The sequence below is a fragment of the Allobosea sp. 05L423 genome (assembly GCF_056397745.1).
The window spans coordinates 15,875-33,848 of sequence record NZ_JBFTOA010000014.1 but is presented as its reverse complement, the minus strand read 5'-3'; the positions used below and the strand labels follow the sequence as shown (position 1 = coordinate 33,848).

Annotated in this window: 16 protein-coding genes; 5 read left to right on the top strand and 11 right to left on the bottom strand. The window is 64.6% G+C overall.

Translation table 11 applies throughout. The features are described from left to right. Nucleotides 1–92 precede the first annotated feature (92 nt). A complete protein-coding gene (locus AC1DNE_RS23035) occupies nucleotides 93–1,487 on the top strand; it encodes an RNB domain-containing ribonuclease (protein WP_441469078.1) in 1,395 nt (464 codons plus the stop codon). A 108-nt stretch (nucleotides 1,488–1,595) separates the two neighbouring features. Here AC1DNE_RS23035 and AC1DNE_RS23030 read toward each other — a convergent pair whose 3' ends face one another. From AC1DNE_RS23030 to AC1DNE_RS23010, 5 genes are all read right to left on the bottom strand, one after another. Then, nucleotides 1,596–1,823 carry a hypothetical protein gene (locus AC1DNE_RS23030; protein WP_476841199.1) on the bottom strand — a complete coding sequence of 76 codons (228 nt, stop codon included), beginning with the start codon at nucleotides 1,821–1,823 and terminating at the stop codon, nucleotides 1,596–1,598. A gap of 217 nt (nucleotides 1,824–2,040) precedes the next feature. Beyond that, the gene (locus AC1DNE_RS23025) at nucleotides 2,041–2,772 is read right to left on the bottom strand and encodes an ABC transporter ATP-binding protein (protein ID WP_441469076.1); all 732 of its coding nucleotides are present in this window, start codon (nucleotides 2,770–2,772) and stop codon (nucleotides 2,041–2,043) included. Next, nucleotides 2,759–4,540 carry a branched-chain amino acid ABC transporter ATP-binding protein/permease gene (locus AC1DNE_RS23020; RefSeq protein ID WP_441469075.1) on the bottom strand — a complete coding sequence of 594 codons (1,782 nt, stop codon included), beginning with the start codon at nucleotides 4,538–4,540 and terminating at the stop codon, nucleotides 2,759–2,761. Before AC1DNE_RS23020 ends, AC1DNE_RS23025 begins: the two co-directional genes overlap by 14 nt. After that, nucleotides 4,537–5,412: a branched-chain amino acid ABC transporter permease gene (locus AC1DNE_RS23015; protein ID WP_441469074.1), complete on the bottom strand. Its 876-nt coding sequence runs from the start codon at nucleotides 5,410–5,412 to the stop codon at nucleotides 4,537–4,539. Before AC1DNE_RS23015 ends, AC1DNE_RS23020 begins: the two co-directional genes overlap by 4 nt. A gap of 174 nt (nucleotides 5,413–5,586) precedes the next feature. After that, nucleotides 5,587–6,741, bottom strand: coding sequence for an ABC transporter substrate-binding protein (locus AC1DNE_RS23010; RefSeq protein WP_476765262.1), 1,155 nt, complete (start codon nucleotides 6,739–6,741; stop codon nucleotides 5,587–5,589). A 355-nt stretch (nucleotides 6,742–7,096) separates the two neighbouring features. Between AC1DNE_RS23010 and AC1DNE_RS23005 the strand changes: the two genes are divergently transcribed. After that, the gene (locus tag AC1DNE_RS23005; RefSeq protein ID WP_441469073.1) at nucleotides 7,097–7,519 is read left to right on the top strand and encodes a tripartite tricarboxylate transporter TctB family protein; all 423 of its coding nucleotides are present in this window, start codon (nucleotides 7,097–7,099) and stop codon (nucleotides 7,517–7,519) included. Next, nucleotides 7,519–9,030, top strand: a complete 1,512-nt coding sequence (locus AC1DNE_RS23000; protein ID WP_441469072.1) for a tripartite tricarboxylate transporter permease — start codon at nucleotides 7,519–7,521, stop codon at nucleotides 9,028–9,030. Before AC1DNE_RS23005 ends, AC1DNE_RS23000 begins: the two co-directional genes overlap by 1 nt. Nucleotides 9,031–9,186: 156 nt before the next feature. Here AC1DNE_RS23000 and AC1DNE_RS22995 read toward each other — a convergent pair whose 3' ends face one another. The 3 genes from AC1DNE_RS22995 to AC1DNE_RS22985 form a co-directional block, all read right to left on the bottom strand. Next, nucleotides 9,187–9,429, bottom strand: coding sequence for an HP1242/YdcH family protein (locus tag AC1DNE_RS22995; RefSeq protein WP_476765261.1), 243 nt, complete (start codon nucleotides 9,427–9,429; stop codon nucleotides 9,187–9,189). Nucleotides 9,430–9,531: 102 nt separating this feature from the next. Beyond that, nucleotides 9,532–10,065 (bottom strand): hypothetical protein, encoded by a 534-nt coding sequence (locus AC1DNE_RS22990; protein ID WP_441469070.1) that lies wholly within the window; start codon nucleotides 10,063–10,065, stop codon nucleotides 9,532–9,534. 204 nt (nucleotides 10,066–10,269) lie between these two features. Beyond that, nucleotides 10,270–11,778, bottom strand: coding sequence for an acetyl-CoA hydrolase/transferase family protein (locus AC1DNE_RS22985; RefSeq protein WP_441469069.1), 1,509 nt, complete (start codon nucleotides 11,776–11,778; stop codon nucleotides 10,270–10,272). Nucleotides 11,779–11,947: 169 nt separating this feature from the next. On the opposite strand from AC1DNE_RS22985, the gene AC1DNE_RS22980 reads away from it, so the two are divergent. Together AC1DNE_RS22980 and AC1DNE_RS22975 are read left to right on the top strand one after the other, a co-directional pair. Beyond that, nucleotides 11,948–13,579, top strand: a complete 1,632-nt coding sequence (locus AC1DNE_RS22980; protein WP_441469068.1) for a Na+/H+ antiporter — start codon at nucleotides 11,948–11,950, stop codon at nucleotides 13,577–13,579. A gap of 310 nt (nucleotides 13,580–13,889) precedes the next feature. Beyond that, entirely contained in the window at nucleotides 13,890–14,180 is a 291-nt protein-coding gene (locus tag AC1DNE_RS22975; protein ID WP_441469067.1) for a c-type cytochrome, read from the top strand. A 275-nt stretch (nucleotides 14,181–14,455) separates the two neighbouring features. Here AC1DNE_RS22975 and AC1DNE_RS22970 read toward each other — a convergent pair whose 3' ends face one another. From AC1DNE_RS22970 to AC1DNE_RS22960, 3 genes are read right to left on the bottom strand one after another with little or no spacing between them, the layout of a single operon-like run. Beyond that, a complete protein-coding gene (locus tag AC1DNE_RS22970) occupies nucleotides 14,456–15,622 on the bottom strand; it encodes an SGNH/GDSL hydrolase family protein (RefSeq protein WP_441469066.1) in 1,167 nt (388 codons plus the stop codon). Next, the gene (locus tag AC1DNE_RS22965; RefSeq protein WP_441469065.1) at nucleotides 15,619–16,764 is read right to left on the bottom strand and encodes a glycoside hydrolase; all 1,146 of its coding nucleotides are present in this window, start codon (nucleotides 16,762–16,764) and stop codon (nucleotides 15,619–15,621) included. Before AC1DNE_RS22965 ends, AC1DNE_RS22970 begins: the two co-directional genes overlap by 4 nt. Next, the gene (locus AC1DNE_RS22960) at nucleotides 16,764–17,939 is read right to left on the bottom strand and encodes a polysaccharide pyruvyl transferase family protein (protein ID WP_441469064.1); all 1,176 of its coding nucleotides are present in this window, start codon (nucleotides 17,937–17,939) and stop codon (nucleotides 16,764–16,766) included. Before AC1DNE_RS22960 ends, AC1DNE_RS22965 begins: the two co-directional genes overlap by 1 nt. Between the last annotated feature and the right edge of the window lie 35 nt (nucleotides 17,940–17,974).

Here is a 17,974-nt window from a genome sequence, read left to right as displayed (position 1 = left end):
GCCTGTGCAAGTGTGTTCATCGCATTTCGCGAGTCATCGTGCCGGCGCGTTCGCGGCCAGCCGAACTGAAGGCAGAGGCACGGCAGCCAACGATGAAGACGCTCATCGACTCCACCAATGCGCTGATCGGCGGACTCGCGGCGATACGCCAGCAATTCGGCGTGCCGGAGCATTTCCCGCCGGACGTCCTTGCGGCGGCGGAGGTTGCGGCGCGGCGAGCGCCGACCGAACATGTCGACCGCACCGATCGGCGCTTCGTCACGCTCGATCCCGCCACATCAACGGATCTCGACCAGGCCTTCGCCGTCGAGCGCAGCGGCGCCGACCTGCTGCTCCACTACGCCATCGCCGACGTCGCCTGGTTTGTCGACGACGGCGACGTCGTCGACCAGGAAGCTTGGCAGCGCGGAACGACGCTCTACCTGCCGGACGGCAAGGCCGGGCTCTATCCGCCGATTCTCGCCGAGGGGGCGGCCAGCCTGTTGCCCGCCGGTCCCAGGCCGGCGGTGATCTTCACGACCAGGATCGACCCGGACGGGAACGTTCATCTCGACGGAGCCGAACGCGCCATCGTTCGCAACACCGCCAAACTCGCCTACGACAGTGTCCGCGACGCGGATCTGCCCCCCGATTTTGCCGAGCTGGCGCGCCGCATTGAAGCCGCCGAGAGCCGACGCGGCGCGGCGCGCGTGGATCCGCCCGAGCAGGAGGTTGCGGCTGTGGAAGGCGGCCATTTTCAGTTGCTCTTCCGCCCGCGCCTACTGGCCGAGGACCATAACGCGGCCCTGTCGCTGGCCAGCAATCTCGCCATCGCGGACGCGCTTCTGGCGGCCCGGACCGGACTTTTCCGGGTCATGCCCGACCCGGATCAGCAGGCCGTCCTGCGCCTGCGCCAAACCGCGCGGGCCCTGGGGCTGCATTGGCCGGAAACAGCAACACTCGTGCAGTTCGAAAGGGCGCTGAACCCCGCCGACAGCAGCCATGCCGCCTTCATGCTGGCGGTGCGCAGGGCCAGCGGCGGCGCGAGCTATGTTCCCTATCGCGAAGGCGTGCGGCCCTGGCACGCGCCTATGGCGGCGACCTATACGCATGCCACGGCGCCGCTGCGCCGCCTCGCTGACCGCTACGTGATCCGCGCCGCCCTGGCGGTAGCAAACGGACGACCGGTGCCGGCCGCGGTGACGGCCGCGTTCGAGGCACTGCCTGCCGTGATGGGACGGGCCGATGCCCGCGACGGGCAAGTCGAGCGGGCCGTCGTGAGTCTAGCCGAAGCCTTGGTGCTTCAGGGCAGTGAGGGACTGTCGTTCGAAGCTTTGGTGACCGACATGGATGATCATGGTCTGCGGATCCAGCTCTGCGAAGTGCCCGTGACCGCGCGCGTTCGTGGGCAAGGCGACAAGCCGGGTGACAGGATCCTGGTCCGCCTCACATCCGCTGACCCTTTGCGGCATACGATCAGCTTCGAGCGGATAGGTGGCGTTTCATGACGCTGTGCGATCCCATCCTGCAGAAGTATGGCGTCGATGAATTGCTCTCAGGGAGCGGAGGCGCCTTCGCCGGCAACGGCTGATCGGGCCCCCTCGCGCCCTGCACGGTCAGCTGCTTTTCCCGGCAGCAGTCAGCTGACCAATTCCTTCGACCAACATGTCGCGACCGTGACCTGCGACACCGTCATTGCGGATGGCTGCACCTGTGACGGTGACAAAAACGCCGCCAACGATGAGGCCGACGCCCTTGGCGGTTTGGCTCGCGATGCCAGCGCCTGCAACGGTGTCGAGCTMGGCATCGGTCAGGGCAACGGACGGTTCGGTGTCGTTAGTCATCGTCAGATTTCCTCCTTCGGTCCGGCAGACTCTTTGCCCGACCCGATGAGAGGCATTGGAGCACTTTGCGCTTACAGGATTCTTACAGCACCCCAGCTCCCGCGCCTGAGCGAAATCCGACCTGACACCGAGCCTCCAGCGGGATTGCCGCCTGCCGGAGCCGTCGGCCTCAGGCACCACTGCACGCTCAGTTTACGATGGATCCTCCCGCGGGCCGTCAGGCCGCCGCGGTGCGTCCGCCGAGATAGGCTGCGCGGATTTCCTCGTTCGACCAGAGCTGTTCCGGTGTGCCGGAGAGCACGAGCTTGCCGGTTTCCAGCACATAGCCGCGATCGGCGACAGAGAGGCCCATCCGGGCGTTCTGCTCGACCAGCAGCACGGTCGTCCCCCGCCGCCTGATCTCGGCGATGATCGCGAAGACCGCCTGGACGATGACAGGGGCCAGGCCGAGCGAAGGCTCGTCGAGCAGCAGGATGCGCGGCTTCGCCATCAGCCCCCGCGCAACCGCGACCATCTGCTGCTGGCCGCCAGAAAGCGTCCAGCCGAGCGCGTTGGCGAAGCGGCGGATGTCCGGGAAGAGGTCGAACATCTCGTCCGCCTCGCGCTTGATCTCCGCGGTCTTCAGCCCGCGCCGGTTCGAGGCGCCGAGCATGATGTTCTCGCGCACGCTCAGGCCCGGAAAGACGCGGCGCCCCTCCGGCACATGAGCGATGCCGCGGCGCACGATCTCCTCGGGCTTGAGGCCCACGATCGATTGCCCGTCGAAGAGGATATCGCCCGAGGCCGGCTTTGCGAGGCCGGAAATGGCTCGCAGCGTGGTCGATTTGCCGGCGCCGTTGGAGCCGAGCAGGGTCACGACCTCGCCGGCCTCGACGACCAGCGAGATGCCGTCGACGGCTTCGATCTCGCCATAGCGGACGATGAGGGATTTGAGTTCAAGCAGGGACATCGGGAGCCGTTCCGAGATAGGCCGCGATTACGTCGGGATGCTTCAGCACATCGGCGGAATAGCCGTCGGCGATGCGGCGGCCGAAGTTCAGCACGGTGATGTGCTGGGCGACCTCGCTCACCAGCGTCATGTCATGGTCGATGATCAGGATGGTGAGGCCGCGGGCCGAGATGCGCTTGAGCAGGTTGCGCAGCTCGACCTTCTCCGAGGAGTTGAGGCCCGCCCCCGGTTCGTCGAGCAGGAGCAGGACCGGATCACCGGCCAGCGCCCGGGCGATCTCGACCGCCCGCTGATGGCCATAGGAGAAGCTCGCCACGATTTCGCCGGCTCGGTCCTCCAGATCGACGAAGGCGAGCGCGGCGCGTGCCCGCGCCATCGCGGCGGCAGGATCGTTCCCGACCGGATTTCCGGGACGCTCGGCGCCGACCATGACGTTTTCCAGCGCCGTCATCGAACGCCAGAGCCGGATATTCTGGAAGGTTCGGCCGAGCCCGGCCTTGGTGCGGGCATGTGGCGGCAGGTCGGTGATGTCCTGCCCGTTGAGCTTGATGGTCCCGGCGGTCGCCCGGTAAAGACCGGAGAGGACGTTCAGCGTCGTGGTCTTGCCGGAGCCGTTTGGACCGATCAGCGCATGGACGCCGCCACGCTTGATGGTGAGATCGACCTCGTCGACCGCCTTCAGGCCGCCGAAATGCTTGGAGAGGCCGCGCACCTCCATGACGGTCTCGGTGCCTTCGCCGCCCCCCGACAACTGGAGAGTCTGGCCCGAGCGGCCCGGCAGAACGGCGCGCTTGAAGCGGTCGAGCTGGCCGCGCAGGAAGCCCCAGATGCCGTCCGGCATGAACAGCACGATCAGGATCACGGCCGCGCCATAGATTGCGAGGTAGAGGCCGGGGATGCTCTTGAGGAAGCGCAGCCATTCCGGGATCAGGATCAGCAGGCCCGTGCCGATGACGGCGCCAATCGGCGAGGCGACGCCGCCAAGCAACACCATGGTCAGGAACACGACCGATTCCGCGAAGGAGAACTGGTCCGGGCTGACATAGGCGAAGCCGCCGGCGAAGAGACCACCACCGATGCCGCCGAGGATGGCGGACAGAGCGAAGGCTGTGACCTTGGTACGGTAGACGTCGATGCCGGCGACGCCGGCGGCGAGCTCGTTGTCGCGCACCGCGCGCATGGCGCGGCCGAGGCGGGTATCGCGCAGACGCCAGACCAGGAAGCCGAGGCCGGCGAGTACCGCGATGCACAGCGCGAGATAGACCGAGCCATCGGTGAAGAGAGGCGGGCGCGGGATGGCGCGCACGCCGTCGGGCCCCTTGGTGACCGGGATCCAGTTGATCAGGACGAGGGTGACGATCTGTTGGAAGGAGATCGTCACCATCGCGAGGTAATGGCCGCCGAGCCGCAGCGTCGAGGCGCCGAGCAATGCGCCGAAGACAGCGGCGATGCCTGTGCCGATCAACAGGCAGATCCAGAAATTCAGGCCGTAATCGGTCTGGCCGAGGCCGACCGCATAGGCGCCGAGCCCGAAGAAGGCGGCCTGCGCCAGATTGATCTGGCCGCACAGGCCCAGCACGATCGTCAGGCCGAGGACCGCGATGGCATAGGTCGTCGCCTGCAGCGAGATGTTGAGCACATAGCCGGTCTTGGGCAGGGCGATGGCGAGAACGATCGCAGCCAGGACGAGCAGGATGTAGGCCGGGATACCCCAGCGCAGGCGTGGCCGGGCATCCCCGGTGGTGGCGGTGGTTTCGGTCGTGCTCATGCTTTTTCCGCCACGCGCTCGCCGAAGATGCCTTGCGGCCGGAAAATCAGGAAGGCGATCAGCACCAGGAAGGCGAAGCCGTCCTTGTAGGGCACCGAGATATAGGCGGCGCCGAAGGTCTCGATGACGCCGAGCGCGAGGCCGCCGATGATCGCGCCCGTGACGTCGCCGAACCCGCCGATGATCGTGGCGGCGAAGGCTTTGAGCGCGATGGTCGCGCCCATGCCGATCGAGACGAAGAGCACCGGCGCCACGAGGATGCCGGCGATGCCGCCGATCACCGCCGAATAGACGAAGGTGATCATGATCATCACGGCGACGGGGATCCCGAGCAGCGAGGCCATCTCCTTGTCCTGCGAGGTCGCCTGCAATTTCTTGCCGAGCAGGGTGTGCTCAAAGAACCAGTATTGCAGCACGACCAGGAGCGCGGTCACGACGATGATCAGGACGTACTGGTTGTCGAGATAGACCGGGCCGAGCATGAAGCCCGGCGTGTCGAACCAGCCCGACAGCACCTCCGGCTCCGGCCCGTGGATGGCGAGCGTGGTGTTGGCCATGAAGATCGAGGCGCCGATCGTCGAGATGATGACCGGCAGATAGGTGCGGTGGCGCAACGGATAATAGACCGCGAGATTGAAGACCGCGCCGAGTGCCGCCATGCCGATCAGCGCGACGATAAAGGCGATCCAGTAGGGCAGGCCGATCTTGACCGAGAAGACCACCATCAGGAAGGCCGCCACCATGGAGAACTCGCCCTGCGCGAAGTTCACGACATTGGTGGCGCGGAAGATCAGGACGAAGCCGAGCGCGACGAGCGCATAGACCGAGCCGATGCCGATCCCGGTGAAAAGAAGCTGAAGAACGAGATCCATCTGTCTACCGCGCTTGCGTGGAGCCGATCGGTCCTTCGGGGTGAACGGCCGGGCCGTTCACCGCAAAAGGCGTGGTACGAGATGCGCCGGGCGCTTCAGGCCGTGCGGGGCATGCCGAGCCCCGGCACGATTGCCGGCCTCCGCCGAGCGGAAGGCCGGCGCGCCCGGCGTGGATCAGCCCAGGTTCGGCGGGAAGTCGATCCGCTTGTCGAACTTGATCTCGCCCTTCTCGTTCTTGACGATGTTGTAGCCGTGCAGGCCGTCGCCGTTCTTGTCGAAGTTGTATTCGCCTTCGGCACCCTTGTGGCTGCGGATGGCCAGCATGGCCTCGCGCACCTTGTTGGGTTCGGTCGAGCCCGCCTTGTTCATCGCCATGGCCAGGCAGGTGACGGCGTCATAGGTCCAGGACGACTGGTTGTCGGGTGCGACCTTGCGGACGTCGCGATAGGCCTTGCCGAAGGCCTTCGAGGCGTCGCTCGAATCCTCGGCGTAATCGGCGACGCCATAGGTGTTGTAGAGCGCCGGGCCGGCGAGCTTGAGCGCCGAGACGTTGACGATCGAGGGCGAGCCGACCCAGGGAATGTTGACGCCGAGTTGGCGCAATTGCCGGGCGAAGATGCCGAGGTCGGTCTCGAAGGTGAAATAGGTGCCGAGGATATCGGCGCCCGACTGCCGCACCGCCAGAACCACCGGCGTGAAATCCTGGCTCTGGTTGGCGTAGCCCTGGTCGAGGGCGAGCGTGGCGCCATTGTCGGGCAGGGCATCGGCAAGGGCCTTTCCACCGGCGGTGCCGAAGGCGTCGGTCGAATGAACGATCGCCCATTTCTTCTTGCCGAGTTCCTTGGCGCCGAACTGCGCGATCACCTTGCCCGAATAGGAATCGTTCGGCCGAAAGCGGAAGAGCCAGGGATTGCCGAGCTTGGTCAGGTTCGGGTCGGTGCCGCCGAAGCCGACGGGCTTGCCGATCTTCAGCATGTCGGGCGCCATCGCATGCATCTGCGTGGAGCGGATCGAGCCGAGGAAGGCGACGATGTCGGGCTGGCTGGCGAGCTTGGAGAAGGCGAGGACCGCGCCGGGATTGGTGGTCTGGTCGTCCTCGAAGATCAGTTCGAGCGGCTTGCCGAGCACGCCGCCGGCCTTGTTGACCTGTTCGAGCGCGATCTTGGCGCCGGTCTGGGCGAAAGAGCCGGACTCGGCGGCGGCGCCGGTCATCGGCACGACCATGCCGAGCTTGACGGTGGCGCCCTGGGCGTAGGCGGTCCGCATGACGGCCGGGGCGGCAATGGTACCGGCGAGAACGGTCGTAAACCCGCGACGGGTCAGGTGCATCGTTATCCTCCCGATTTAATGGATTAGATCGGATCTGAGCGCCCGATTGCCGTCATGATGAAATATCTGCGCGCCCGTCTGCACTGAGTCTTTCATCATCCTTTAGTCTATGCCTCACAGCCGTCGTCGTAGGGCCCGCGCCGCCTTCGCGAACAGCTCTGCGCGGGGGGCTGCGCCGGCTGAAACCTCCTCTATTTGATCGTGGGCATCACGCGGTTTCTGGCCCGCAGGGCACGGCCGGAGGGCGCGCGAAGCCGGCTCGGAAAATTCTTTTGACGCAGGGCGTCGTGCCCGTTGCCAGATTGGTTCCTTCGAATTAATAAAGATACGACATAAACCATGAGTAGGCCAACGAATGCTCAACCAGAATGTGGCGCGAGGCCTCTTCCTCGCTGCGCTGGTGCTGTTCTTCGCCTCGAACGCACTGCGATATCCCATTGGTGACCTGGCCCATGCCGGCCCCGGCCTGTTTCCGCTTCTGATCTGCGTGCCCTTGCTGATCATCGCCGGGGCCATCATCCTGCAGGCGCGCTTCTCCGAGCCGGTGCCTCTGCAATTCAATCCGAAGAACATCGCCCTGATCATGGCGAGCCTCGTCGGCTTCGTGATCGCCTCCGAATATGTGAACGCCATCGCCGGGATCATCGTGCTGGTCTTCGTCGCCGGCCTCGCGGGGACGACCTACTCCTGGATGCGCAACATCAAGATCGCGCTCGGCCTGATCGTGGTGGCCTATGTCTTCCAGCGCTTCCTCGGCCTGAATCTGAGATTGATCTGATGGAAGTCCTCCAGAACCTCGCCTTTGGCTTCAGCCACGCGCTCACCCCGGAAAACCTGCTCTACTGCGCCATCGGCTGCGTCGTCGGCACGCTCGTTGGCCTGCTGCCGGGCCTGGGTCCGCTGGCGACGATCAGCCTGCTGCTGCCGCTGACCTACTCGATCCCGACCGGCGGAGCGCTGATCATGCTCGCCGGCATCTATTACGGCGCGCAATATGGCGACAGCGTCAGCGCCATCACGATGAAGATCCCGCACGCCTCCAGCATCGTGGCCTGCATCGACGGCTACCAGATGACACTGAAGGGCAAGACGGGGCTCGCGCTCTTCACGGCCGGCGTCTCCAGCTTCATCGGCGGCACCGTCGCGATCGTGGTCCTGGCGTCGCTTGCGCCGCTGCTCGGCAGCGTCGCCCTGCAATTCGGCCCGACCGATTACTGTGCGTTGATGCTGTTCGGTTTCGTCTGCGTCAGCTTCGTCACCACCGGCAGCCTGCTGAACGGCCTGGCGATGTGCCTGGTCGGCGTGCTGCTCGGGCAGGTCGGCACTGACCTCGAAACCGGCATGGAGCGCTTCACCATGGGCCTGCCCTCGCTGATCGATGGCGTCAGCCTGGTCAGCCTGGCGCTCGGCTGTTTCGGCATCGCCGAGATCACCAAGAATCTCGATGCGAAAGAGGAGCGCACGCCGTTCAACGGCAAGATCAAGCTGATGCCGACCTGGCCTGAGTTCAAGCGCATCATTCCGAGCGCGCTGCGCGGCAGCATCGTCGGCTCCTTTCTCGGCATCTTGCCGGGCGGAGGTCCGGTGATCGCGCAATTCGCCGCTTACGGCCTCGACAAGAAGGTGAGCAAATACAGGGACGAGATCGGTTCGGGCGCGATCGAGGGTGTCGCCGGGCAGGCTGCGGCCGATGAAGCCGCCGCCCGCACGAGCTTCATTCCGCTGATGAGCATCGGCATCCCCGAGAATGCGGTGATGGCGCTGATGATGGCGGCCTTCATCATCAAGGGCATCCAGCCCGGCCCGAACATGATCGCCAAGCACCCCGACCTGTTCTGGGGGCTCGTCGCGAGCATGTGGATCGGCAACTGCTTCCTGCTCTTGCTCAACGTGCCGCTGGTGCGGTTCTGGCTCTCCGTCTTCAAGATTCCCTATAATGTGCTGTTCCCGTCGATCCTCTTCTTCTGCTGCATCGGCACCTTCAGCATCAACAACAGCCTCCACGACATCTACACGACGGCGGCCTTCGGCCTGATCGGCTACATCATGATGCGGCTCTCCTTCGACCCTGCGCCGCTGATGCTCGGCTTCATCCTGGGGCCGATGCTGGAAGAGTACTTCAGACGCTCGATGCTGCTGAGCCGCGGCAGCTTCCTGACCTTCTTCGAGCATCCGATCAGTGCAACGCTGCTGTCGCTGCTGGCGCTGTTCACCGGCTGGCAGATCTTGACTGCGCTGAAGGGACGAAAGGCCGCTGCCACGGGCAAGGCTCAGCCGGCTTCGAGCTGAACCGGCGGCTCCGCTGACCTTGGCTATTTCTTGCACGACGGGCGTCACCGCCTCGATGGCCGCGGGCTCTGGAGTGCCGGTCGGCAGCCCCCGTCGCCGCAGGACGGCAGAAACAGACAGCCTCGCCTCAGAGCGAGGCTGTCCGGTCGGTGGGTCCTATCTTGCCTTGTTCAGAGCGTCGGCAATCCTGTCCTTGAGGGGCAGCCGCTCTTTACGTAGCGCCGCTTCGGCGTCCTCGCTGAGCGCTGCAATCCGGGTCTCGGCCCGATGAATCTGGTCGTTCACTTCGTCGTACTCTTCCAGAATCCGCAAGAGTTCCGGGCTGCTCACCTTCAGGGCGTGGATCGCATCCATCTGGTCGGGAAATTCATCGCGAAGTGTGTGCGGCGTGTTTGACAATGTCCTGTTCTCCGTAAGTTTCCCCATGCGCTCCAGACCGACGGGGCAAATCACTGGCATGCCTCACGCGAGGCCGCATACGTGAAGGGTCTGGACGGTGCTTTATGGCTTTTCGACGCGAACAACCCGATAGACATGGTAATCCGGCCGTCTGCCGATTGAGATGTACTCACCGATCAGGAAACGTTCTTCGCCAAGACGAAAGCCGAGTTCGTCGTCGCTTTCTCCTGCTTCGTAGTCGAAATACCATTGGCCGCCGGGCTTGCGCCGCAATCGACCGATTTTTTCTTCCTGGCCCTCGTCGAACCGGCGCACCCGACATGCCGTTTGATGATTTTTCCACTCCACCGGATCGAGACGATTTTCGTCGTCCAGCGGAACCAGGAGATCGTACCCTTGATCCTCCTCGCCGGAAGGATGGCCCTTTTCCCGCGCGAGGAGCAGTCGCACATGGCGGAAGCTGGATGGCAGGTCTTTGGCGTGAACCATGATCGGGATGCCCTTTCGACATCCCTCATAACTTGCGGGGCAGCGTTTTCCCTTGATTTGCGTCAAGGTGAACCGAAGCTTGGAGAAGTCCTCAGCGCCGGTCAGGCTCCCGATGACAGGAAACCGTCTGGAAGTGTGCGAAAGCATCCGTCATCGCCCGACGACCCGTAAACGAGCGGCACGGGGTCTTTTTCGGGAGGGGATGAAAGCCTACGCCGAGCGGAGAGCTCTCTTTCGGTCGCCCCTGAGTCCGCTTTCTGGGCCAATATCGGATGCAGCTGGCAACGCCAAAACTGACGATGACCGTGGATCTCCCGGCATGCCGGGCTTCGGGAGTTCCAAATCTGCTGCTCAGCCCCGCATGCTGCCCGTTTCGATGAAGCGCTGGTGCCAGGACAGCGCTTCGCCGGGCAGGCAGGGCGACTGCTGACCGTAGGATCCGGCCTGGGCTCGGCGGAAATAATCTTCCAGCGCGGGCCGGTAGCCCGGATGAGCGCAGTTGGCGATGATCGTGCGGGCGCGCTGCTTCGGACTGAGGCCACGCAGATCGGCCAGGCCCTGCTCGGTCACGATCACCTGCACGTCCTGAGTGATGTGGTCGACATGGCTCGCCTGCGGGACGATGGCCGAGATCGCGCCACCCTTGGCTGTCGACGGGGTCATGAAGATCGAGACGAAGGCGTTGCGCGCGAAATCGCCGGAGCCACCGATGCCGTTCTGGATGCGCGAGCCCATGATATGGGTCGAATTGACGTTGCCGTAGATGTCGGCCTCGATCAGCCCGTTCATGGCGATGCAGCCGAGCCGGCGCACTAGTTCGGGGTGGTTGCTGATCTCCTGCGGCCGCAGGATCATCTTGTCGCGGTAGCGCGCCATGCCGGCATTGAGCTTCGCTGCCGCCTCCGGGCTGACCGAAAAGGCGGTCGCCGACGCCAGCACGAGCTTGCCGGCGTCGATCAGGTCGATCATGCCGTCCTGGATGACTTCGGTATAGGCGGTGAGGTTCTCGAAGGGCGCATCGAGCAGGCCGGAGAGCACGGCATTGGTGATGTTGCCGACGCCGGACTGCAGCGGCAGCAGCGAGGCGGGCAGCCGGCCCCGGGCGACCTCGTGGCGCAGGAACTCGATGAGGTGGCCGGCGATGGCGCTGGCCGTCTCGTCCGGCGGTGCATAGGGCAGGTTGCGGTCGGGCGATTCGGTCTCGACGATCGCGACGATCTTGTTGGAATCGCAGCGCAGATAGGCCTCGCCGATCCGGTCCTGCGGCTTCACCAGCGGGATCGGCACGCGGTGCGGCGGCAGGGCCGTGCCGTAGTAGATGTCGTGCATGCCTTCGAGCTCGGCGCTCTGCCAGCGATTGACCTCGAGGATGACCTTGTCGGCCCTGTCGAGCCAGGTCTTGTTGTTGCCGATCGAGGAGGAGGGGATCAGGGAGCCGTCCGGTCGGATGCCGGAGACCTCGATCACCGCGACGTCGAGCGGCCCAAGGAAGCCTTGCCAGGCCATCGGCGCGACCTGGGAGAGATGCATGTCGAAATACTCCATCTCGCCGCGGTTGATCTTCTCGCGCGCGATGGGATCGGAATTGTAGGGCAGGCGGAACTCGATCCCGTCGGCCTTGGCCAGAGCGCCGTCGAGCTCGGGGCCGGTCGAGGCTCCGGTCCAGACGCGGACACGGAACGGCTGGCCAGCGCGGTGCGCGGCTTCGATGCGTTCGGCGAGCGCTAGCGGCACCGCCTTCGGATAGCCTGAGCCCGTGAAGCCGCTCAATCCCAGGGTCATGCCGCTCTGGATGAGTGCCGCCGCATCCTGCGCGCTCATCACCTTCGCGCGTAGTGGCGCGTTCGCAATTCTCGACATTTCGGATCCCGCCTTGCTCGGCCACCTTTGGCCTGTCGGCCGTAGCGTCAGTCAAGCCCGTTGCTACGAAAGGCCTATGCGCTTGCGACGCGTGCGACCGGAGCTATCGCCGTGGTGTGAGGCCGGGATAAGGTCCGGCGCTTGATGATTGTCTAAAGCGCGCCGAGTCATGGAACCTGTCGTTACCGTTCTGACCTTGCTTGCAGCCGTTGTGATCAGCGGCTCCCTTGCTCGCTGGACAAAGCTGCCTTTGCCGCTCGTCCAAATCGGACTCGGTGCGGTGATTGCCGTGTCGGTCGTGCCGACCGTTTATCTCGATCCGGATCTGTTCTTCGTCCTTTTCCTGCCGCCGCTCCTCTTTCTGGACGGCTGGCGCATTCCGAAAGCGCATCTGGTTCGCGACAGGCGAGTGATCCTTGAGCTCGCGCTCGGGCTCGTGCTGTTCACGGTATTGGGCGTGGGCCTCCTGATCCACTGGCTCATTCCTGCGATGCCCCTTGCCGTGGCGTTCGCCCTGGCCGCAATCGTCTCACCGACCGATCCCATCGCAGTCACCGCGATTGCGTCGCGCACCCGTATTCCGAAGCGGCTGATGCATATCCTGGAAGGCGAAGCACTGCTCAACGATGCCTCGGGCCTGGTTTGCATGCGCTTTGCCGTGGCGGCAGTGTTGACCGGCACGTTCTCGCTGCAAGAGGCGCTCGCGACTTTCGTGTGGCTCGCTCTTGGCGGGGTTTTGATCGGCGTCGGCCTTACCTGGGCCGTCTCCGCTGCCAAGCAATGGATCACGAGCAGGGTCGGCGAGGACACGAGTTCGCAGATACTGATCAGCGTGCTCATCCCTTTCGGCGCTTATCTCGTCGCCGAGCATTTCCACTGTTCCGGCATTCTGGCGGTGGTCGCGGCCGGTATCACGATGAGTTTCATCGAAGGAACCGGGCAGGCGCTCGCTGTCACCCGCATCCGACGCGCGGCCGTCTGGGACATGATCCAGTTCGCGGCCAACGGCGTGATCTTCGTTCTGCTCGGGGAGCAGATGCCCGGAATTCTGAATGGAGCCGTGAGCGCCGTGCGAGCTGCCGGCCACCACCAACCGTTGCTGCTGGCAGGCTACGTTCTGGCGATCAGCCTGGCGCTTTGCGTGTTGCGTTTCGTCTGGGTCTGGGTCTCACTTCGCTTCACGATGTTCAGGGCCTCGCGAAAAGGCGAGCCCATCCCTCTGGTTGGCTGGCGCATAATCGCGGCGACATCGCTTGCAGGTGTGCGCGGGGCTATCACGCTCGCCGGTGTGATGACGTTGCCGTTTGCCCTCCGCGACGGCTCGCCCTTTCCGGCAAGAGAACTCGCGATCTTCCTGGCCGCCGGGGTTATCGTGGTTTCGCTGGTCGTGGCCAGCATCGTGCTGCCCCCGCTCCTCAGAAACCTCAAACTTCCCGCCGAAGATTTCGATCAGGAGGAAATCGACCAAGCCCGCGACAGAGCGGCGCGTGCGGCCATCAAAGCCATCGAGCGGGCCCAGCATGAAATGGCGGCCGGGCGCTCGGATGCTGACCTCTACACGGAGGGCGCATTACGCGTGATGGAGACTTATCGACAAAGGATCGAAGGGCGCCCGAAAAATATCGAAGGAACTTTTCATGGTCGCCGCCTGGAGGCCATCGAGAGAAAGCTGAGAGTGGCGGGGCTTCGCGCTGAACGCGCCGAAATCTACCGATTGTCGCGCCGTCGCGAACTGCACGAAGAGGCCGCCCAGAAGATGATCCGGGATATCGACCTGCTGGAAACGCGGTACACAGGCTAAGCACAAGACATGGCCCCCAAATTTCAGCTATCGCCGTCGAAGGCAAAGGCGGCGCACATAACCGGTGAGCAGTTTCGCTATGGGCTCCGGCAGGTGAACTTGGCGCCGGACCGGTTTGCGCAGCAGTTCTGCAATGGCCGGATCAGCCGCGTTCACGATTGGCTGAATGATGAGCCACCACTTCCGCCGCGGGTGCAGGTGCTGTGGCCTGCCCCGATGATGACGCCGGAAGCTCGGTCGCGGGCAATTGCGATGGCGGAACAGTTGACCACAGCGGCGTCGTCAGGCGCGTAGGCCGGGAGCTTGGAACTTGATCATTCGCTTGTCTTTGACTGCGCTCCTTGTCGCCAGTCCTGCGCTTTCGGAGCCGAGGCAGTTCGCCATCGAGCAATGTGCCGCATGCCATGGCGAAGATGGTATCGCGCGAGATATCGAGGTGCCTCACCTGGCGGGGCAGAATGAACGCTACTTGTTCAATCAGATATTGGCCTTCAAGTCGGGCAAGCGCGCTCATAAGGAAATGCGCTACATGGCTCGCGAGCTGTCCACGGCCGAAATCGCCGCTCTCGCTGCCTATTACGCGTCCCTTCCGGCGCGATAGAGAGCGAAGCGGCAGGAACTCCGGCTTAGGCCGGTCACCTGCGGCGGATGGAGGGCTGCCGCGAGGACAGCCGCCGTGCCGACTTTCCGCGGTCGTCGGAGTGTTAGCCGATTTGTCCCAGATGGTCGCATGATTGGCCGCAACGAGGCGCGCGAACGGGCTTGTCTTCTGCGCGACCTGGAGCCTCCTCGTCATCTCCAACTCGCGCCTGGCGCTCTATGCGGGCCTAACCAGGGTGTGCCTCGGCCGCAGCACGCCTGTGCGGGCCGGCACCTCTATGCCGTCGCGGCCTCGGCAAGCCCGTCGGCCGTCGATGGCTGCTGTGCGCCGTATCTCTCGATGGCGCAGGTCTTGAGGTTTCCGGTGAAGAGAATGCCGGTAATGGGGAGGGCCGGCTCTGCTGGAAGGGTTTCGTGCCGAACGCTGTCTTTGGGCACATGCAATTTGTGCCCGGCGGCGGCGGTCCCTCCGGAGAGTGTCAGCGCGCGCGTCTGCTGCATGTCGAGAAGCGTTGGACCATATAAAAACTCGAAGCTGAGCATCGAGACCAGGAACTTGTAGGTGCCGTCGCGCACGCCGCCCTTGAGCAGCGCGGCGCGGTGCATCTCGTCACCGGCCTGCAGATCAAGCGGCGGGATGCGAGGCTCGCAGACATAGCTCAATGCGAGCAGCATGCCCTTGTCGATGTCGAAACGGAGCCGGTCCCGCCCGAGATCCACGGCTGCCACCGAGAAGCGGCGGTTGGCATATTCGACGACGGGCCGTCCGAGCCGCTTGGCCAGCCAGGCGCCATCGAACGCGCGGGCGTTGGCGAAATGCTCGGGATCGATCGCGGGCGGCAGCGCTGCGGGGCGTTGAGGGGCGGCGAGGGCCTGCTCCAGCTCGTCGGCGATCAGGTTGGCGACGATGGTCGTCGCCACCGGCCGGGCATAATGGCCCTGATCGGAGTAGAAGCTCGCATGGCCGACGACATCGCGCCCGAGGCGCTGCATCAGCAACTGCGAGACATCGATGCAGATCGTCCCGTACCAGCGCGAGATATAGGCGATCCCCGCGTCGATCGCGGGCACGGACGTCAGGAACGAACCGTTGCGGGCGCCGAAGATGAGGGTGGCGATCCTGAGCTTGGGGTTGCGCTCGCGGGCGAAGCGGATGAGGCCCTCGTAAAAGCGGGCCCAGTGCCGAAACGGGCGCCGCTCGTCGCCATAGACGAAGGCGTCATTGAGCGCATATTCGATGAGCAGCAGGTCGCAATCGGCGAGCTCCTGCTCATGCAGCTTGAGCTGGTGGAGGCCGAAGGCGCTGGTCGTGCCGCCGACCGAGAGATCCGCGACGATGTCGAGCGCCACGCCGCGCCGCGCCATGACCGACAAGAGCGAGGACAGGTAGCCGGGCTGCATGACGGTATTGGAACCGCCGATGATCAGGGTTTTCAGCGTCACGGCGTCACCGCGGCCCGGCCGGCGGAAGAAAGTTCGCCGCAGCGCCAGATGCCATAGGTGGTCGCGTCCCAGTCGAAATAGAAGGCGGCCGCGATCCGCCCCGCGCGCATAAGGTCCGCGAAGCGCTCGCGGGTCGCCTTGACCAGGCGCTCGCGGCGGCTGTCGTCTGCCGGGCAGGTCTTTGCGGTGTTGGCGAAGCCCCATTCGGTGACCCAGCAGGGCTTGCCCTCCGCCGGGCGCGAGCGGCAGATCGAAAGGGCCTGCTCGACATGCTGCTCGCGGGCGGCGGGCGAGCCATCGCCGCCGGGATAGACATGGATGCCATAGCCATCGGCGGCCTGATCGAGCCCATGCTCGCGCATCAGCGCGGTGAAGCTCGCCGGGTCGATGCTATCGATGCCGCGCCGGTCGGCATGCTCCGGCGGGATGTCCGAGAGGCCGGCCGAGACGACCTTGGCGCCGGCACTGAGCTTCGTCTTCGCCAGTTCCGCGCGGGTGACCTTCAGCAGTTGGACGTAATTCGCCGCGCCGCGTGCGACCGCATCCGGATCCGCCAGATCCTGGAGCGAGCGGGCCGTGCGCGTATTGGCTTCGGGCCTGATCTCCAGATCGCCGTTATAGGCGCCCCAATTGATCTCGTTGCCGGGTTCGACGGCGAGGAGAGCGACGCCGAGCCGATCGATCCGTTGCAGGGCATCGCCCAGGGCCGCCCGGAAGAGCTCCGGCGAGACGTCGGAGAGGCGATACATGTCCCAGATGCGGCCGCGGCCGGAGCGCGGCTTCGTTCCTTCGGGATAGAGGGCGGCGTTGTTGAGCGAAATCTCGAGCAGGATGGCGAGGCCCTTCTGATGGGCAAGCCGGACGGCGTCGATGCTGGCGTCCATCGGATTCGTGAGAGAAAGCCGCACCGCGCGGATGCCGCTCTGCGCGATCTGATCCAGCACCTTCTCGCGGCCGGCGGCATCGAGCCAAGCGAGATTGACGCGGTTGACGCCGAACTGCGTGGGGGCGGTGGCGGGCGCGGCGAGAGCAGCCGCCGCCGCCAGGCCCGACGCCGCGACGAAGGGGATCAGGCGGGGCAGCAGCGCCGGCCGTCCGGCGTGCCGGCTTCGCCGCATGGCTTCGCGCGCGCCTCCTGCCATCAGCGGATCCCGATATCCTTGAGCGCCGCGTAGAAGTTCTCCTCGCAGGCCGCGTAGCGATGGATCGCAGCCGGCACGTCGATCTTGGAAAGGAAATCCTGCAGGAAGGCCTTCTTCTTCGCTTCGCGATTCCAGACGGACGCCTCGATATAGGGGAAGCCCACGAAATCGAGCATCTCGCGCATGCGGTCGTCGACCGCGATCATCAGCGCCGGCACGCCGGCCTGCATGCCGATGATCGAACCGTGGAAGCGGCGGCCGAAGCAGAAATCCTGTCCCGATACCCAGCTGCGCCACTTATGCGTGTCGAAGAAGACGCGGAACTCGCAGTTCCGCTGCCATTTCTCGGAATGCTTGTACTCGGTCCTGGCTATGATGCGGCCAGCGGCCTGGTCGTAGGCGTCGCCGGTCTCGTCGGCGAGGATGTTGAGGTTGTAGACGGTGATCTCGTCCTGAATGACATAGCTCGCGACGCTGTCCTGCCGCAGCAGGGCATGGGCATCGACGATGGTGTCCGGCACGCTGCCGAGATAGCCGCCGAAGGCGATCTTCTGGGAATCGGCGAGATCGGGATCGGCGAGGTGGCTGAGCGAGCGCTTCATCGCGGCCGGCTCGTAATACAATGACGGACAGCCGGTCGGGCGGACGTATTTCAAGCCCTCGGCCTTGAGGAAATCGGCCGTGAAATGGCCCCGCGTCAGAAAGAAGCTTTCCTTCTTCTTGAGCACGTTGAGGAAGCGGCGCGTGCCTTCGGGCAGTGCGTCCTGGAGGTTCTCCTTCTTCTGGATGCCAATACCCATGACCACGATCGGCATGTTGAGCCGCTCGAACACGAAGGACTCGGTCGTCGCCGCATAGCCCGGCCGCAGCAGGTTGGCCGAGGCGAACAAGCACAGATCGAAGCTCTGGTTCAGCTTCTCGTAGGTTTCCGGCGAATTGACGTTGTTCGCCAGATGCCAGAACGGCACGTAGGTTACGTCGTGGCCGCGCACGCTGTGAGCGGCACCTTCCCCGATCAGGTAGTTGCCGGTGTTGGCGATCTTCTTGACCTGGTCGATCAGGTCCGTTTTGGTCCGCACCGTCTCGAAATACGGGCGGTGCCTGACGGTCGCTCCCGATGCGCTCTCGACGGTCCGCATCAGGTAGGATGGTATGCCCGTGACCATGATCCGCATGTCAGTCTGCCCTTAAGTCCCGATTTGCCATACAC